A 15,652-nucleotide genomic window follows, 5' to 3' on the forward strand; every position below is an offset into this window, starting at 1 on the left:
GGGGCGGGGCGGTGGACGGGCGACGGCGGTCATCTCGAACCTCTCTCGTCGCCATCTTCCCACACCGACCCTTCAGGATCGGTTAAGGCTTTGCCTCGCCTTTCGCGTCAGCGCCTGAGCACGAAGAGATTGCCGCCGAGCACCGCGGCGAGGCCGACGATCGCCGGCCAGGTCCAGACGTAGCCCTCCACCACGGTCGAGATCGCCAGTGCAAAGACCGGGAACATCACCGTGAGATAGCCGGCCCGCGCCGCGCCGATCCGGCCGAGCAGGGTGAGGTAGGCCCAGAAGGCGGCGACCGACGAAACCAGCGCCAGCCACACCAGCGAGGCGACGTAGGGAGCGGACGGGTCGAAGCGGAAGCCTTCGCCGCCCACCAGCACGTAGACGAGCATGATACCGCTGCCCCAGGTCATGCCCCAGGCGGTGGCCGAGAGCACCGGGATCGAGCGCTTCTGCAGGACGCCCGAGATCATGTTGCCGGCGCAGAAGCAGGTCGTGCCGGCGATGCAGAGCAACAGGCCGATCGCGGCGCTCCGGTCGAAGTCGGCGCCGGCGATCGTCGGCCAGAACATCGCCGCCACGCCGGCGAAGCCGAGCAGGCCGCCGGTGAGCACCCGCCCCGAGATCCGGTGGCCGAAGAACACCCGCCCCATCAGCAGGTTGATGACCGAGGCGAGCGAGAAGACGACCGACAGCAGACCCGACGGCAGCCCCTTGGCGCCGTGATAGAAGAGGTCGAAGTTGGTCGAGAAGATGAAGAAGCCGAGCGCCGCGAAGCCGGCATGGGCGCGCAGCGGAAAGCGCATCCGCAGTCCGCCGAAGCTCACCCAGATCCACATCGCCACGGTGGCGATGACGAAGCGCCAGAACAGCGAAGCCTCCGGCGAGACCGGAGCCGACACCTGCTCCTTCATGGCGATCCAGCTGGTCGACCAGCCGAACATCGTCACGCCGTAGAGCAGGGCGTCGAAGGCACCGAAGCGGGCGGCGGGCATCGGGCTCGCGGCCGGCGCCGTGGTCGACGCTGCGGTGGTCTCGGTCATGGGGCCTCGTTGGCGGATGCGTCGGTCGCGACGGCTCGTTGCACGATCGTGCGACGCGGCGCCTCGGTCCAGCGAATAGTTCTGATCGGTTCGATCGACGGGGTCGATCGATCGTCAGTCGGAGCCGGAATCGCCGCCGTCCATGCCGCCGCCGTCCATGCCGGCGTCGGAGCCTGCTGCGTCCCCGTCGCCGTGCGACGGAGCGAGAGCGGCGTCGCCCGGACCGACGTCGGAGGCGTCAGTGGCGTCGTCGGGCGCATCGTCCGAAGCGGCATGGTCGGTCGCGCCGCCATCGGGCGCGGCGTCGGCGTCCTCTTTCGCTTCGGTCTCCGGCTTCCACGGTTCGGCGCTCGGCGCCGCGGCCGGGGCGTCGTCGCCCGCGGCGGCAGGGCGTGCGCTCATCGCCGTGCCGAGCACGAAGGCGGCGCCGGCGGCCGCCGCCGCGGCGGCATTGGCCTGGCTCGCGGCTCCGGCCGAGGTCGCCGGCGAAGCCGACGCGCCGGCGTCGGCGGCGATCGCCTCCTCGGTCTTCGCCTCGCTCGGCGTCGCCGGTCGGCGCGCCGGCCGACGGCCGAAGATGTGCTTGAAGAACCGGATCATGCCGCCCTCGCTCTCATGCCCCGACCACGATCAGATGCAGCGCCCGCGGCCCGTGGGCGCCGAGCAGCATGGTCTGTTCGATGTCGCCCGAGCGCGACGGCCCGGTGATCATGTTGACGGCGCGCGGCATCACGCCCTCGCCCCACCGCGCCCGGATCCGCGCCCAGGCGTCCTCGTAGCTGCCGACCAGATCCTCGGCGAAGACCACGACGAGATGATGATCGGGCAGGAAGTTGAGCGTCGTCGGGTTGTCTTGCCCCGACACCAGCACCACCGTCCCGGTCTCGCCGACGCCGGCGAGCGCCGCCGACAGGCCGACGAGGTCGCGCCCGCTCGACGGCCCGACCGTCACCTCGAGCTGCGCCTCGGTCTCGAACGGCAGGGCGGCGAGACGCGGATCGGCGCCGCGCCGGACCGCCTGCGGCAGGTTGCGGGATCGCAGATAGGCCGCGATCGCTGCCGGCACCTCGGCAGCACTCGCCACGCGCTCGGTCGTGGTGGCGACGCTCTCGGCCTGCGCCACGAAGTGATCGACCAGCGCCGCGCCCTCGAGCTTCGCCTTGGCCGCGATCGGTCCCGGCGCGCGCGCCGCGAGGCGTTCGCTGACGGCGGTGCGTCGTGTCGCCTCGTCGCCGGCGATGCCGCGCTTCAGGCGGCCGAGAATGGCGTCGCGTCCGCTCATCGCGTCTCTCCCCGCTGCGGCCGTTCGCCGGCCTGCCAACGCTGCATGAAGGTGGCGCCCTGCGGCGCCGGCATGTCGCGATGTCTGGTCCAGCCGTCGCCGAAGGGCAGCCGGGCGATGCGCCCGCGCCCACGGGCGATGAGCGCGAGGCCGGCCCGGCCGATCCGGGTGGCCAGCCGATAGAGCGCCGGCCGGGTGGCGAGCGCCGCCCAGAGCTTCAATCCGAGGCGCTGCGTCGCCGGGTTCAGCGCCTTCTCGTACTCGCGCCCGCGCCAGGCCCGCATCATCCGCGGCAGCGGGATGCGCATCGGGCAGACCTCCTCGCAGCGGCCGCAGAAGGTCGAGGCGTTGGGCAGATGGCCGGTCCGGTCGATGCCGACCAGCGTCGGCGTCAGAACCGAGCCCATCGGGCCGGGATAGACCCAGCCGTAGGCGTGGCCGCCGACCTGATGATAGACCGGGCAGTGGTTCATGCAGGCGCCGCAGCGGATGCAGCGCAGCATGTCCTCGAACTCGGTGCCGAGCATCGCCGAGCGGCCGTTGTCGAGCAGGACGACGTGATATTCGCCCGGCCCGTCGGGGTCGTCGGCGCGGCGCGGGCCGGTCGAGATCGTCGTGTAGACGCTCATCTCCTGCCCGGTCGCCGAGCGCGCCAAGACCCGCATCACCGTGTCGAGATCCTCGAGCGTCGGCACGATCTTCTCGATCGAGGCGAGCACGACGTGGGCCTTCGGCAGCGTCTGGGTGAGATCGCCGTTGCCCTCGTTGGTGACGATCACCGACGAGCCGGTCTCCGCCACCAGGAAGTTCGCCCCCGTGATGCCGACGTCGGCCGCGGCGAAACGGTCGCGCAGGACCGCGCGCGCTTCCGCCATGAGGGTCGCGGGCTCGGAGAGATCGCGCGTCGGCGAGAGATGGTCGTGGGCGGCGCGGAAATCCTCCGCCACCTGATCCTTGGTGAGGTGGATCGCCGGCGCGATGATGTGGGAGGGATGCTCGCCGCGGAGCTGGATGATGTATTCGCCGAGATCGGTCTCGACCGGGGTGATCCCCAGCGCCTCGAGATGCTCGTTGAGCGCGATCTCCTCCGAGATCATGCTCTTGCCCTTGGTGACGGTCTTCGCATCCAGCCGGCGGCAGATGTCGGCGACGATCGTCCGTGCGTCCTCCGCCGTCTCGGCCCAGTGGACATGACCGCCGGAGGCCGCGACCTTGCGCTCGAATTCCTCGAGATAGAGGTCGAGATGGGCGAGCACGTGGACCTTCACGTCGCGCGCCGCGTCGCGCACCGCCTCGAACTCGGGAAGGCTGGCGACGCCCATGCGCCGGCGGGCCATGAAACCGACCTCGACGTTGCCGAGCGCCTTGCGCAGCACCGGATCGGCCATGGCGCGGGCGGCATTCTCGGGAAAGGCGGGCGAGGTGACCTTCATCGCGTGCCCTCCTCGGCCGACCTGCCGATCGCCGGTTCGTCGGTCATGCCGGCGAGCACCTCGGCGACGTGGCGGACCTCGATGTCCGAGCCCTCGCGCGTGAGCTTGCCGGCGATGTTGAGGAGGCAGCCGAGATCGCCCGCCACCAGCGTCGTCGCGCCCGAGGCGGCGACGTCGGCGCATTTCTTGGCGACGATCGCTCCCGATATGTCGGGATATTTGACCGCGAAGGTACCGCCGAAGCCGCAGCAGGCTTGCGGATCGCGCATCTCGACCGGCTCCAGCCCCTCGACGGCGGAGAGCAGCCGGCGCGGCTGATCGCGCACCGCCAGTTCACGCAGGCCCGAACAGGAATCGTGCAGCGCCACCTTGCCCTGGAACCGCGCCGCGGTCGCCGTCACGCCCATGACGTCGACGAGGAAGGCGGTGAGTTCGTGGGTCTTGGCGGCGAGCGCCTCGGCGCGGCCGCGCCACGGGTCGGACGCCTCGAAGAGCTCGGGATAGTGCCGCGCGATCATGGCCGCGCAGGAGCCCGACGGCGCCACCGTGTAGTCGCAGCCCTCGAAGGCGGCGATCACCCGCTTCGCCATGGTCCGGGCACCGTCGCGGTCGCCGGCGTTGAAGTTCGGCTGGCCGCAGCAGGTCTGGTCGGCCGGCACGACGAGATCGCAGCCGGCATCCTCGATCAGCTTCGCCGCGGCGAAGCCGACGGTCGGCCGCATCGTGTCGACGAGGCAGGTCACGAACAGGCCGACGCGCGGGCGGCGAGGGGAGGGGGCGGACATGCGGGCGGATACTCCGATGCGACGCCGAAGCGGCGCGCGCCGTTCGGTCCGCCGAGTTCGAACCCGTCGAACCACGATCGTCAAGCCGTCTCGGCCGCCGGCCGGTGCCCGCGTGCCGCGTGCGTCGCCGTCCGGCTGGCAAGCGCGCTGCCGCGATGTTGCGTCGCACCATGAGCAGTGGTGGCGCCGGCCGCTTCGGCCTATGTGTTTTTCCGCAGTGCGGCATGGGCGGGCGGGCTTGACCGGCGGCCTCCGCTCCGCCGAGATGAGTCCCGCGCCGTCGACGAAGGAGTGCCCGATGACGACCGACGCTCCCACCGTCCTGTCGCGCGGTTTCGTGCTCCATCCCCGCCGTGCCGAGATCCTCGGCGAGGTCCATGCCCGCCCCTTCCGGCCGGCGGTCGCGCCGCGGGTGTTCCTGCACTACGCCTTCCTCGTGACCCGCGAGGCGATCGAGGCCGACCGGCTGTTCCTCGAGCGCTTCTGCCGCGCCCGCGGTCTCGCCGGACCGGGGCCGGAGACACGCCATCACGTCGTGGCGGTCGGCGGCGGCTGGCTCAAGTGGGAACGCCACGCCGAATTCGTCGGCTACACCTGGGACGGTCCGGCGACCGACGGCGAGCGCGTCTTCGCCGAGCTGCCGAGCACCCACCCCTTCGGCACCGAGTTCGTCCAGCCCGGTCCGCTGATGGTCGCCATCCGCCTCGACCTGATGGCCGATCGCGGCGACCTCGCGGCGGCCGCCGCGCTGTTCGATGCGGCGAGCTGCTGCGTCTCCGAGGCCTATGGCGGCGCCGGGGTGGCGCTGACCGACTTCCGTCAGGACGGCGACGGCCACACCCGCATCCTCTGCCTCGACCGCGGCCTCAACGAGCAGCAGGCCGGCGCGCTGGTGCAGCGCCTCGTCGAGATCGAGACCTATCGCACGCTCGCCATGCTCGGCCTGCCGGTGGCGCAGGGCGTCGGCCCCGAGGTCCGTCGCATCGAGCGCGAACTCGCCGCGATCGCCGCCGCCATCCGCACCACCGAAGGGCTGGCCGCCAACCGCGAACTGCTGGAGCGCCTGTCGGGGCTGACCGCCGATCTCGAGGCCCACGTCGCCGAGTGTTCCTACCGCTTCGGCGCGACGCGGGCCTACGACCAGATCGTCAAGGACCTGATCGTGCTGCTGCACGAGCATCACGTGCCGGGCTACGGCACCTGGACCAACTTCCTCGCCCGCCGCTCCGATCCGGCGATGCGCACGGTGGTGTCGATCCAGGAGCGGATGAACGACCTGTCGCGCAAGCTCGCCCGTGCCGCGCAGCTGCTCCGCACCCGCGTCGACATCGACCTCGAACAGCAGAACCGCGATCTGCTCTCCTCGATGAATGCCCGTTCGCGCCAGCAGCTCCTGCTGCAGCAGACGGTCGAGGGCCTGTCGGTGGCGGCGGTGAGCTACTACGTCGTCGGCCTCTTCGGCTATCTCTTCAAGGCGGCCAAGGAGGCGCATCTCCTGCCGATCGACCCGGGGCTCGCCACCGGTCTCGTCGTGCCGGTGGTGATCGCCTGCGTCTTCTGGGTGGTGCGTTCGATCCGACGGAAACACGCGCCCGACGGCGAGCACTGAGCGCCGCGGCGCCTTCGTCGATGAACGAAAAAGGCCCCGGTTTCCCGGGGCCTTTCCACATGCGACCGCGAGAGGCTCGCGGCGCCGATCACTTCTTCGAAGCGAGGAAGGCGATGACGTCCTCGGCAGCGGCCTTGTCCTCGCCGAAGCCGGCGAAGGCCATCTTGGTGCCCGGGTTGAACGCCTTCGGGTTGGCGAGATACTGGGCGAGCTGGGCTTCGTCCCAGGTCTTGCCGGCCGCGCCCATGGCCTTCAGGTCGTCGCCGTACTTCTCGTACTTCTCGTCGCCCGCCATCTTGCGGCCGAGCACGCCCGTGATGTTCGGGCCGGTCGGCTTGGTGGTGGCTTCCGGGCCGGGGACGGCGTGGCAGATCTTGCACTTGGCGAACAGCTTCTCGCCGTTGGCGGCATCGGCGGCGAAGGAGGCGCCGGTCGAAGCGACGAGGCCGAGGGCGGCGAGGAGGACGACTTTCTTCATTTCGGATCTCCGCTGGGCGTGGTCATCGGTTTTACCCGAGAACGTGTCTAAACGACCGCGGTTCCGAGTCCTACCGGGAAATTCGACCAAATCGAGATCATTCCGCCGGGGCACCCCCCGACCTCGGCCGAGTCGTCACCGGAAAATGACCTCCCTGCCCCGAAATTGGACGAGGGATCGAGGTTTGGGGCGCCTCCCGACGCCCTCTCGGGACGTCCTTGCGGTCAAGCTTACGTGAAAATACCCAAGGAACATTGATTGAATCGGTTGAAATCTCGCCATTCTGTGGCACTCTGACGCAGTGGTCCGCGCCATGTACGCGGACCGTCGGGTCGAGGAGGCGCGCATGACGATCGTGGCAGACACCGTCCCGTCGAGAACGGGACCATCCCATTCGGCAACCGCGGCGATCGACGTCCGCGCGTTGACCGTCGACGATCTCTCCGCCGCCCTCGCCGACGGCCTGAGAGACTTCCGCGCCGCGCCGACCTTCGGCCTGCTGGTCGGGCTCGTCTATGCGATCGGCGGTCTCGCCGTCTTCTCCGCGGCGATGTCCTTCGACATGATCTTCATCGTCTATCCGCTCGCCGCCGGCTTCGCCCTGATCGCCCCCTTCGCCGCGGTCGGGATCTACGAGACCAGCCGCCGCATGGAGACCGGTGAGAGCCTCAGGATCGCCGATCTGATCGGCTCCGTGCCGCCCCATGCCCGGCGCGAGCTCGGCTACATGGCGCTGGTCACGCTCTTCGGCATGATCGTCTGGGTCTATGCCGCCGGCTTCAGCTGGGCGCTGTTCTTCGGCGTGCGACCGCTGCCGACCGAGGACGTGCTGAACATGCTGTTCTCGACCCCGCGCGGCGTCTTCTTCCTGGTCACCGGCAATCTGCTCGGCGCCGTGCTCGCCACCGCGATCTTCTCGGTGTCGATCGTCGCCTATCCGCTGCTGCTCGACCGCGACGTCGACTTCGTCACCGCGATGATCGCCTCGATCCGCACCGTGCTCGCCGCGCCGCAGGTGACGATCGGTTGGGGCATCTTCGTCGCCACCATGCTGCTGATCGCCATCGTGCCGATGTTCCTTGGCCTCGTCGTGGTCCTGCCCTGGCTCGGCCACGCTACCTGGCACCTCTATCGCCGCGCCGTCCCCCGCGCCTGACGGACGACCCGAAGCGCCGAAACGAGAGAGCCCCCCGGAAGGTCACTTCCGGGGGGCTCTCTCGTTTTTCGCGGTCGCGGACCGCGTCACATGACGACGACCCTGGTGCCGACCTTGACCCGGCCGTAGAGGTCGGTGACGTCCTGGTTGCGCATGCGGATGCAGCCCGAGGAGACCGCCTGACCGATCGTCCACGGTTCGTTGGAGCCGTGGATGCGGTATTCGGTCGAGCCGAGATAGAGGGCGCGGGCGCCGAGCGGATTGTCCGGACCGCCCTCCATGTGGCGCGGCAGGTCGGGCTTGCGCTTCAGCATCGCCGGCGGCGGGGTCCAGTCGGGCCATTCCGCCTTGCGCGTGATGGTGTGGGTGCCGGCCCACTGGAAGCCGGGGCGGCCGATGCCGACGCCGTAGCGCCGCGCCTTGCCGCCGGGCAGCACGAGGTAGAGCCGCCGTTCGGAGGTGTCGACGACGATCGTGCCCGGCGCCTGCGCCGTCTTGTAGTCGACCTCGGTCGGCAGGAAGCGCGGATCGATCTCGTCGCGGCCCGGTCCCTCGCTCGGCGCCAGCGCCGCGGTGTGGGCCGACTGCGGCGCGAAGCGGCTCGGCGGGGCGGACATGTCGGTGCGGGTGCCGTAGACCACCGGACCCGTCACGTCGCGATAGGAGACGGGCCGCTGGCGCAGCTGGTTGACCCACGGGTCGACGGCGTTGGGCGACAGCATCACCGGCGGACGGTCGACATAGCGGTCGAAGGCGGCGGCGGGCGTCGTCGCCCCGGCGATCCCGCCGGCGATCAGCGCCGCGGAGAGAAACGATCGATACATGGCACACACTCGGTCGTCGTGAAGCCCGGCCTCCGTTCGGATCCGGTCCTTCCCGTATCTTGGGCGCGTCCCCGCAACCGAATGGTGAACGAGATCGCCACCGTTTCTCGGGAAGTCGGAAACCTTTCGTCATGGTTACCGTTTGGTTGCACTTCCGCATCGGCGGGAATTCCGCCGCGATCGCTTCGACGCGACCTCGTCGGCAAACCATTCCTTAAGGACGACGGGCCATGATCCGGAAACGACGACCCGCAAGACGACGAGGGCATTCATTCATGGCCGCCAGAAAGCTCTTCCGCATCGAGGCGATGGGCTCCGCCGCGACGGGACCTGCGGGTGGCCGGGACGAGGACCGTCACCGCGAGGTCATCGACGAGATCCGCGCCCTGCGTGCTCTCGTCCAGCCGACCCAGGAACTCGGTGAGAAGGCGCTCGAACAGCTGCGCCGCGATCAGGCGGAAGCCCGCAAGATCAAGGCCGAGATGGACCTGATCTACGAGGCCATCAACCGCACCAAGCGCGAGATCGCCACCCTCCACGTCTCCGGTTGCAACGGTCAGGAACTGTCGCGCGTCTCCAACGAGCTCGACGCCGTCGTGCTCGGCACCGAGAACGCCACCGAGGTCATTCTGGCTTCCGCCGAACTGATCGACGAGCGCGCCGGCGCGCTCTCCGCCAAGCTCAAGGGCTCCGATCGCGGCATGGCCGCCGACATCCAGGAGGCGACCGTCCAGATCTTCGAGGCCTGCAACTTCCAGGACCTCACCGGCCAGCGCATCTCCAAGGTCGTCGGCACGCTGCGCTTCGTCGAGGAGCGCATCATCAAGATGATGGACATCTGGGGCGGCGTGGAGAGCTTCAAGGAGATCGAGATCGAGCTCGAACACCGTCTCGGCGACCAGTCCCTGCTCAACGGTCCGGCGCTCGGTTCCGACCAGGGCATCGCCAGCCAGGACGACATCGACGCCCTCTTCTCCTGAGCGGCGATCCACGGCACGCGACGGCGGGCGCTTCGGCGCCCGTTTCCTTTTTGTTCACGCTCTGCTAGGCTCCCGCCGAACCGAGGGAGAGCGCGATGGACGGAAAGGTCGACGGATTGATCACGGGGCCGGACGGGCTCGACCGCTGCTGGTGGCCGGGCGACGACGACCTCTATCGCCGCTATCACGACGAGGAATGGGGCCGCCCCGTCGCCGACGATCGCCGTCTCTTCGAGAAGATCTGCCTCGAGGGCTTCCAGTCGGGTCTGTCCTGGCTCACCATCCTGAGGAAGCGCGAGAACTTCCGCCGCGCCTTCGCCGACTTCGACGCCGAGGCGATCGTCGCCTTCGACGAGCAGGACATGGACCGGCTGTTGACCGACGCCGGCATCGTCCGCCACCGCGGCAAGATCGAGGCGGTCTTGAACAACGCCCGCCGCTTCCTCGAGCTGCGCGATCGCGAGGGTTCCTTCGCCGCCTTCGTCTGGAGCTACGAGCCCGACCCCGCGACCCGCCCGACGCAGCCGACCAAGGCGCAGCTCTGCGCCGCCTCGGTGACGTCCGAATCGACCGCCCTGTCGAAGGAACTGCGCAGGCGCGGCTGGGCCTTCGTCGGGCCGACCACCTGCTACGCCTTCATGCAGTCGATGGGGCTGGTCAACGACCACGTCCACGGCTGTGCCGTGCGCGATGTGGTCGAAGCGGCGCGGAACGCCTTCGTCCGGCCGCGCCGCTGACCGGGGCGCGACGCCGTCTTTTCGCCGACCTCGCGCGCTGTCATGGTGGACCCCCGCGGACGCCGTCGATTCGACGGCGCCGTCGCCCGCCCACAGGAACCGCCGTCGCGATGACCGCCGAGACGCCCGACCGCCGCCGCTTTCTCGCCCTCGCCGCCGGCCTGTCGGTCGCCGCCTTCGGCGCCGGGACGGCCGCGGCGCAGGAGGCCGAGCAGCCCGACCCGCGCCTGACGGTGGAGACGGTGACCTTCCAGGTCCGCCGGCAGGTCTTCAAGGGACAGCTGAGCCGACTGCGCAGCGGCGGTCGCCGGCCCGGCGTGCTGCTGATCCACGGCCAGCGCGGCGCCGATGCCCTCCATCGCGCCTTCGCCCGCCGGCTCGCGCTCGACGGCTTCATCGTGCTCCTGCCCGACCTCGCCTCGCCGCAGGGCCTCTCGCCCGATCAGGTCGAGGAGATTCAGGGTGCACTCGCCCGCCTCGCTTCGGCGGAGGTGATCGCGGCGCTCGAGGCCGGGATCGATCTCGTCGCCAAACATCCCGAATGCACCGGCGCGGTCGGTGCCGTCGGCTTCTCGTGGGGCGGCACCTTCGCGCTGCAGCTCGCCGCGGCCGGCTCGCGCATCCGCGCGGCGGTGTCGTTCTATGCCGTGCCGCCGTCGCCCGAGCGCATCGCCGGGACGCGCGTGCCGATCCTCTTCCATTGGGCCGACAACGACCCGCGCACCGCGCCGTTGGTCGACGCGATCGAGAAACGACTGATCGGTACGGGCAAGGTGTTCGAGGCCTACCTCTATTCCGGCGTCACGTCGGGCTTCGCCACCGACCCCGACCCACGCCGTTACGACCAGAAGGCGACCGACAGCGCCTACGAGCGCACCGCCTTCTTCCTGCGCCGCTGGCTCGTCGTACCGGCCTGACGAGCGCCGCTCAGCCGGCCGGCGTCGCCCTCGCGCAGGCCTTCGCATCGGAGAGCAGGAACAGCGGATGGTCCTCGACCACCCGCCCGCCGGCCGTGCGCGCCAGCGTGCCGAGCGGCGTCACCGTGCCGAACAGCCCCCGCACCTCGGCGGTCGGCTCGCGGCCGGGCCGTTCGACGTCGAGGACGGTGGCGCAGACGGTCGTCGGATCGAGCACCGGCAGGTCGATGTAGCGCACCCGCTCGTCGAAGGGGATGACGCGGCGTGCCCCCAGCGTCGCCGCCAGTTGCGACGCGAGCGTGTAGTTCGGCCCCGCGAAGACCGTCGCGCCGACCTCGGCCGCCTTGGCCTCGAGCGCCCGGCCGAAGGCCGGCCAACCCTTCATCTGCGCCGTCGGATCGCGATTGGCGGGCAGCACCACCAGCGGCACCAGCACGTGGAGATAGACGAGGCCGGTCAGTGCGAAGCCGACCGGCGCCACCCATGGCCGCAACCGTGCGAGCCGGCCGTGCCATGCGTCCGAGAGCGTGCCGATCTCGCCCGCTCCGCGTGCCGCGAGCCAGGCGATGCCGGCATAGAGCGGGGCCGGCCAGTTGCCCTCGATGCCGCCGTGCATCGAGTGGAAGACGAGATAGGCGAGGAAGGGCGCACTGGTGGCGAGCACGAGGAGCCCGGCCGCGTCGCGTGCCTTTGCCGCCGCGCGCAGGCCGATGACGACGAAGGGCACCATCGGCAGGCCGATCAGCAGCAGCTGGACGCCGACGAACTCGCCGAACTTCTCCGGCCGGAAACCGTGCGGCACGGTGCGGCCGAACTGCTTGGCGAAGGAGACCCATTCGTGGGTGGCGTTCCAGTGCAGCACCGGCGCGAAGATCGCCGCTGCGATCGCCCCGCCCGCCCACAGTTGCCACGACTTGAACCAGCGCCGGTTCTCCGCCATGGCGGCGAGCCAGATCAGGATGCCGATACCGAGGAACAGCACCGAATATTTCGAGGCGAGGCCGCAGCCGGCGGTGACACCGACCATCAGCCACCAGCGCGGATCGCGCGAGGCGACGAGTTCCGCCATCGCCCAGACCGTCGCGCCCCAGAAGAACACCGAAGGCCCGTCCGGCGTCACCAGCACCGAGCCGGCGCCGATCAGCAGCATGGCGTTGAACCAGACGACGGCGCGGTCGGCGATCTCCCGGCCCGACAGCAGCGCGGCGCCGCGCCACAGCAGCAGCGAGCCGACGAGCGTGGCGAAGGGGGCGAGGAAGCGTACGCCGAGCGGCCCGTCGCCGGCGATCGCGCGGCCGGCGGCGATCATCCAGGCGATCATCGGCGCGTGGTCGAGATAGCCGGGGGCGAGATGTTCCGACCACAGGCGGTAATAGGCCTCGTCGTCGACGAGCCCGGTCGCACCGGCGACCGCGAGCCGCAGCGCCGTCAGACCGAGGAGCAGGGCGACGATCCGGGCGGTGGCCCCCCCGGTCGTCGTCGCGCGCGCCGCCGCCTCGCTCATGGTCTCACTTGCGCCAGGTCAGCACGGCCGAGACGGTGTAGTTGAACACCGCGCTCATCACCGCGCCGGCGAAACCGGCGATCCAGGGCCCCGTCTCGGCCATCTCGAACAGGCCGGTGGCGACGCCCATGTTGGCGATCGTGCCGAGGCTGCACACCAGATAGAAGGTGAAGAGACCCCAGACGAAGGACAGGCCGGTCAGACGGCGGTCGCGGTAGGTCAGCTGGTTGTTGAGAATGAAGTTCCACGTCATGGCGACGACCGAGGCGGAGAGCTCGCCGGTGAAGAACGTCGTCTCGAAGACGTGGAGCGCCACCTTCAGCGTCGCCAGATGGATGACGATGCCCGAGGCGCCGACCAGAAGGAACATCAGGAAGCGCACCGGCACCAGACCGCCGGAGAGCTTGGAGAAGAGGAGGCCGAGATATTCGGCCGTCACCAGCGTGTCGAGCTTGGATTCGCCCGCCTGCCGCTCGCGGAAGGTGAAGGGCACCTCGACCGTCTTCAGCCGCTCCGGCGAGGAGGCGACGATGTCGAGCAGGATCTTGAAGCCCTCGCGCGACAGTTCGCCGGCGATCGCCTCGACCCGCTCGCGGCGAATCATGAAGAAGCCGCTCATCGGGTCGGAGAGTTCGATGCGCAGGAAGCGACGGGCGAGCGACGTCGCCGTCTCCGACCCCCACTGGCGGATCGACGACAGGCCCTCGTTCGACGAACCGCCGTCGACGTAACGGCTGCCGACCACCAGATCGGCGCCGCCGCGGATCGCGGCATACATCTGCGGCAGGATGGTCTCGTCGTGCTGCAGGTCGGCGTCCATCACGGCGACGACCGGCGCCGCCGACGACAGCATGCCCTCGATGCAGGCGCCCGCCAGACCGCGACGGCCGACGCGACGCAGGCAACGCACGCGGGCGTCGCAGGCGGCGATCGCCTTGGCGACCTGCGAGGTGCCGTCGGGGCTGTCGTCGTCGACGAAGATCACCTCCCAGGCGATGCCGACGAGCGCGGCGTCCAGCAACTCCACGAGGCGCGGAACGTTGGCGCTCTCCTTGTAGGTCGGAACGACGATGGAAAGCTCGGGGGACACGGCGGACTGGGCGAAGTCCGGACGGGCGGAATCCATGCGGGCGGAGCCTTTCGATGCTCGGCGGAAGTCGGGCGGCGCACCGAGGACGCGTCCGCGTGCAGCCCCTGCCCGATGGAGCCGCAACGTGGCGGAATTGTGAGGGGTTGGCAACTGGTGGCAGCGTGAATTCGACGTAATGCGCAACGATCTGCGCAGTCCCGCGACGTCGGAGCGCGCCTCTCGGCTTGTCCCTGCCGGCGATCCGGTCTAGGAACCGTGGCGCCCGCCCCGTTTCGGCGGGTTTTCGTGTTGGCGAGACGGGAAGCGAGCGGGTCATGGCATCGGATCAGAAGTTGAAGGCGCGGCTGCCCCGCGGGTTGGCCGATCGTGGCCCCGCCGACGTGCGCGCCACCGAGGCGATGCTGACGAAGATCCGCGAGATCTACGAGCTCTACGGCTTCGAGGCGGTGGAGACGCCGCTGCTCGAATACACCGACGCGCTCGGCAAGTTCCTGCCCGACCAGGACCGTCCCAACGAGGGCGTCTTCTCGCTGCAGGACGACGACGAGCAGTGGATGAGCCTGCGCTACGACCTGACCGCGCCGCTCGCCCGCTTCGCCGCCGAGAACTGGACGCAGATTCCGAAGCCCTATCGCAGCTATCGCTGCGGCTGGGTCTTCCGCAACGAGAAGCCCGGCCCCGGCCGCTTCCGCCAGTTCATGCAGTTCGACGCCGACACTGTGGGCGCAGGCAGCGTCGCCGCCGATGCCGAGATCTGCATGATGATGGCCGACGCCATGGAGGCGGTGGGCCTGAAGCGCGGCGACTATGTCGTCAAGGTCAACAACCGCAAGGTTCTCGACGGCGTGATGGAAGCGATCGGCCTCTCCGGCGACGAGAACGCGGCCGAGCGCCTGACCGTGCTGCGGGCCATCGACAAGCTCGACAAGATCGGACCCGAAGGCGTTCGCGATCTCCTCGGCGAGGGGCGTTGGGAGAATCCGAAGGACAAGTCCGGCGACTTCACCAAGGGCGCGGGGCTGGCGCCTACCGATATCCAGCTTGTCGTCGACTTCGTAGAAGCGACTTGGGACGAGTTGTATCAGGCCAAGGCACACCTGTTTTCTGGCAATGTCGGTCAGGACGGTGTGAAAGAACTGCGCGAGATTGAACAGTTGGTCCGATCCGCCGGCTACGGTCCCGATCGAATCCGCATCGACCCCTCCGTCGTCCGTGGCCTCGAGTACTACACCGGCCCGGTCTACGAGGCCGAGCTCACCTTCGAAGTGCCCAACGAAAAGGGAGAGATCGTCCGCTTCGGCTCGGTCGGCGGTGGCGGCCGTTACGACGGTCTCGTCTCGCGCTTCCTCAATGAACCCGCGCCGGCGACCGGTTTCTCGATCGGCGTCTCGCGCCTCGTCTCGGCGCTGAAGGCGGTGAAGAGCCCGATCCTCGCGGAAGCCGACACAGTCGGCCCGGTCTTGGTCCTCGCCATGGATAAGGAAGACCGCATGGGCGACTACCTGGCGCTGACCAAGACGCTCCGCGACGCCGGTATCCGCGCCGAGTGCTATCTCGGCTCGTCCGGCATGAAGGCGCAGATGAAATACGCCGACCGCCGCAAGGCGCCTTGCGTGATCATCCAGGGCTCCAACGAGCGCGACGCCGGCATCGTCCAGATCAAGGATCTGGTGGCGGGTGCCGAAGCCGCCAAGTCGATCGAATCCAACGCCGAGTGGAAGGCCGCGCGCCCTGCCCAGGTCGAGGCGAAGGTCGAAGACCTCGTCGCGACCGTGCGCGACATCCTCGCCCGTCAAGCCTGATCCGGGAGA

Annotated in this window: 15 protein-coding genes; 6 read left to right on the forward strand and 9 right to left on the reverse strand. The window is 69.6% G+C overall.

The features are described from left to right. Positions 1–107: 107 nt before the first annotated feature. From ACT541_RS05900 to ACT541_RS05920, 5 genes are all read right to left on the reverse strand, one after another. Positions 108–1,046 (reverse strand): DMT family transporter, encoded by a 939-nt coding sequence (locus tag ACT541_RS05900; RefSeq protein WP_476135030.1) that lies wholly within the window; start codon positions 1,044–1,046, stop codon positions 108–110. A gap of 114 nt (positions 1,047–1,160) precedes the next feature. After that, positions 1,161–1,646, reverse strand: a complete 486-nt coding sequence (locus ACT541_RS05905; RefSeq protein WP_476135032.1) for a hypothetical protein — start codon at positions 1,644–1,646, stop codon at positions 1,161–1,163. A 13-nt stretch (positions 1,647–1,659) separates the two neighbouring features. Further along, on the reverse strand, positions 1,660–2,328 hold the full coding sequence (locus tag ACT541_RS05910; protein WP_476135034.1) for a LutC/YkgG family protein: 669 nt from the start codon (positions 2,326–2,328) through the stop codon (positions 1,660–1,662). After that, positions 2,325–3,761 carry a LutB/LldF family L-lactate oxidation iron-sulfur protein gene (locus ACT541_RS05915; RefSeq protein ID WP_476135036.1) on the reverse strand — a complete coding sequence of 479 codons (1,437 nt, stop codon included), beginning with the start codon at positions 3,759–3,761 and terminating at the stop codon, positions 2,325–2,327. The genes ACT541_RS05910 and ACT541_RS05915 overlap by 4 nt, the downstream gene beginning before the upstream one ends. Then, on the reverse strand, positions 3,758–4,546 hold the full coding sequence (locus tag ACT541_RS05920; protein WP_476135037.1) for a (Fe-S)-binding protein: 789 nt from the start codon (positions 4,544–4,546) through the stop codon (positions 3,758–3,760). The genes ACT541_RS05915 and ACT541_RS05920 overlap by 4 nt, the downstream gene beginning before the upstream one ends. A 298-nt stretch (positions 4,547–4,844) precedes the next feature. Between ACT541_RS05920 and ACT541_RS05925 the strand changes: the two genes are divergently transcribed. Beyond that, complete coding sequence (locus tag ACT541_RS05925) at positions 4,845–6,155, forward strand: DUF3422 family protein (protein ID WP_476135038.1); 1,311 nt, start codon at positions 4,845–4,847, stop codon at positions 6,153–6,155. A gap of 88 nt (positions 6,156–6,243) precedes the next feature. Here the strand turns inward: ACT541_RS05925 and ACT541_RS05930 are convergent, their stop codons facing one another. Beyond that, entirely contained in the window at positions 6,244–6,633 is a 390-nt protein-coding gene (locus ACT541_RS05930) for a hypothetical protein (protein ID WP_476135040.1), read from the reverse strand. A gap of 424 nt (positions 6,634–7,057) precedes the next feature. On the opposite strand from ACT541_RS05930, the gene ACT541_RS05935 reads away from it, so the two are divergent. Then, a complete protein-coding gene (locus ACT541_RS05935; RefSeq protein ID WP_476135042.1) occupies positions 7,058–7,789 on the forward strand; it encodes a DUF2189 domain-containing protein in 732 nt (243 codons plus the stop codon). 86 nt (positions 7,790–7,875) lie between these two features. Here the strand turns inward: ACT541_RS05935 and ACT541_RS05940 are convergent, their stop codons facing one another. Continuing rightward, positions 7,876–8,613, reverse strand: coding sequence for a L,D-transpeptidase (locus tag ACT541_RS05940; RefSeq protein ID WP_476135044.1), 738 nt, complete (start codon positions 8,611–8,613; stop codon positions 7,876–7,878). A gap of 275 nt (positions 8,614–8,888) precedes the next feature. Between ACT541_RS05940 and ACT541_RS05945 the strand changes: the two genes are divergently transcribed. The 3 genes from ACT541_RS05945 to ACT541_RS05955 all read left to right on the forward strand — a co-directional run bounded on the left by ACT541_RS05945 (position 8,889) and on the right by ACT541_RS05955 (position 11,247). After that, on the forward strand, positions 8,889–9,593 hold the full coding sequence (locus tag ACT541_RS05945) for a protein phosphatase CheZ (protein WP_476135046.1): 705 nt from the start codon (positions 8,889–8,891) through the stop codon (positions 9,591–9,593). Between the two features lie 95 nt (positions 9,594–9,688). Then, a complete protein-coding gene (locus ACT541_RS05950; RefSeq protein ID WP_476135048.1) occupies positions 9,689–10,330 on the forward strand; it encodes a DNA-3-methyladenine glycosylase I in 642 nt (213 codons plus the stop codon). Positions 10,331–10,440: 110 nt separating this feature from the next. Further along, the gene (locus tag ACT541_RS05955) at positions 10,441–11,247 is read left to right on the forward strand and encodes a dienelactone hydrolase family protein (protein ID WP_476135050.1); all 807 of its coding nucleotides are present in this window, start codon (positions 10,441–10,443) and stop codon (positions 11,245–11,247) included. Between the two features lie 10 nt (positions 11,248–11,257). Here ACT541_RS05955 and ACT541_RS05960 read toward each other — a convergent pair whose 3' ends face one another. Together ACT541_RS05960 and ACT541_RS05965 are read right to left on the reverse strand one after the other, a co-directional pair. Beyond that, positions 11,258–12,751, reverse strand: a complete 1,494-nt coding sequence (locus tag ACT541_RS05960) for a glycosyltransferase family 39 protein (RefSeq protein ID WP_476135051.1) — start codon at positions 12,749–12,751, stop codon at positions 11,258–11,260. A gap of 4 nt (positions 12,752–12,755) precedes the next feature. After that, on the reverse strand, positions 12,756–13,877 hold the full coding sequence (locus ACT541_RS05965) for a glycosyltransferase (RefSeq protein WP_476135053.1): 1,122 nt from the start codon (positions 13,875–13,877) through the stop codon (positions 12,756–12,758). A gap of 278 nt (positions 13,878–14,155) precedes the next feature. Here ACT541_RS05965 and hisS point away from each other — a divergent pair, with 278 nt between their 5' ends. Then, a complete protein-coding gene (gene hisS, locus ACT541_RS05970) occupies positions 14,156–15,643 on the forward strand; it encodes a histidine--tRNA ligase (protein WP_476135054.1) in 1,488 nt (495 codons plus the stop codon). Positions 15,644–15,652 lie beyond the last annotated feature (9 nt).

It is taken from the genome of Pinisolibacter sp. DMC100 (assembly GCF_056313705.1).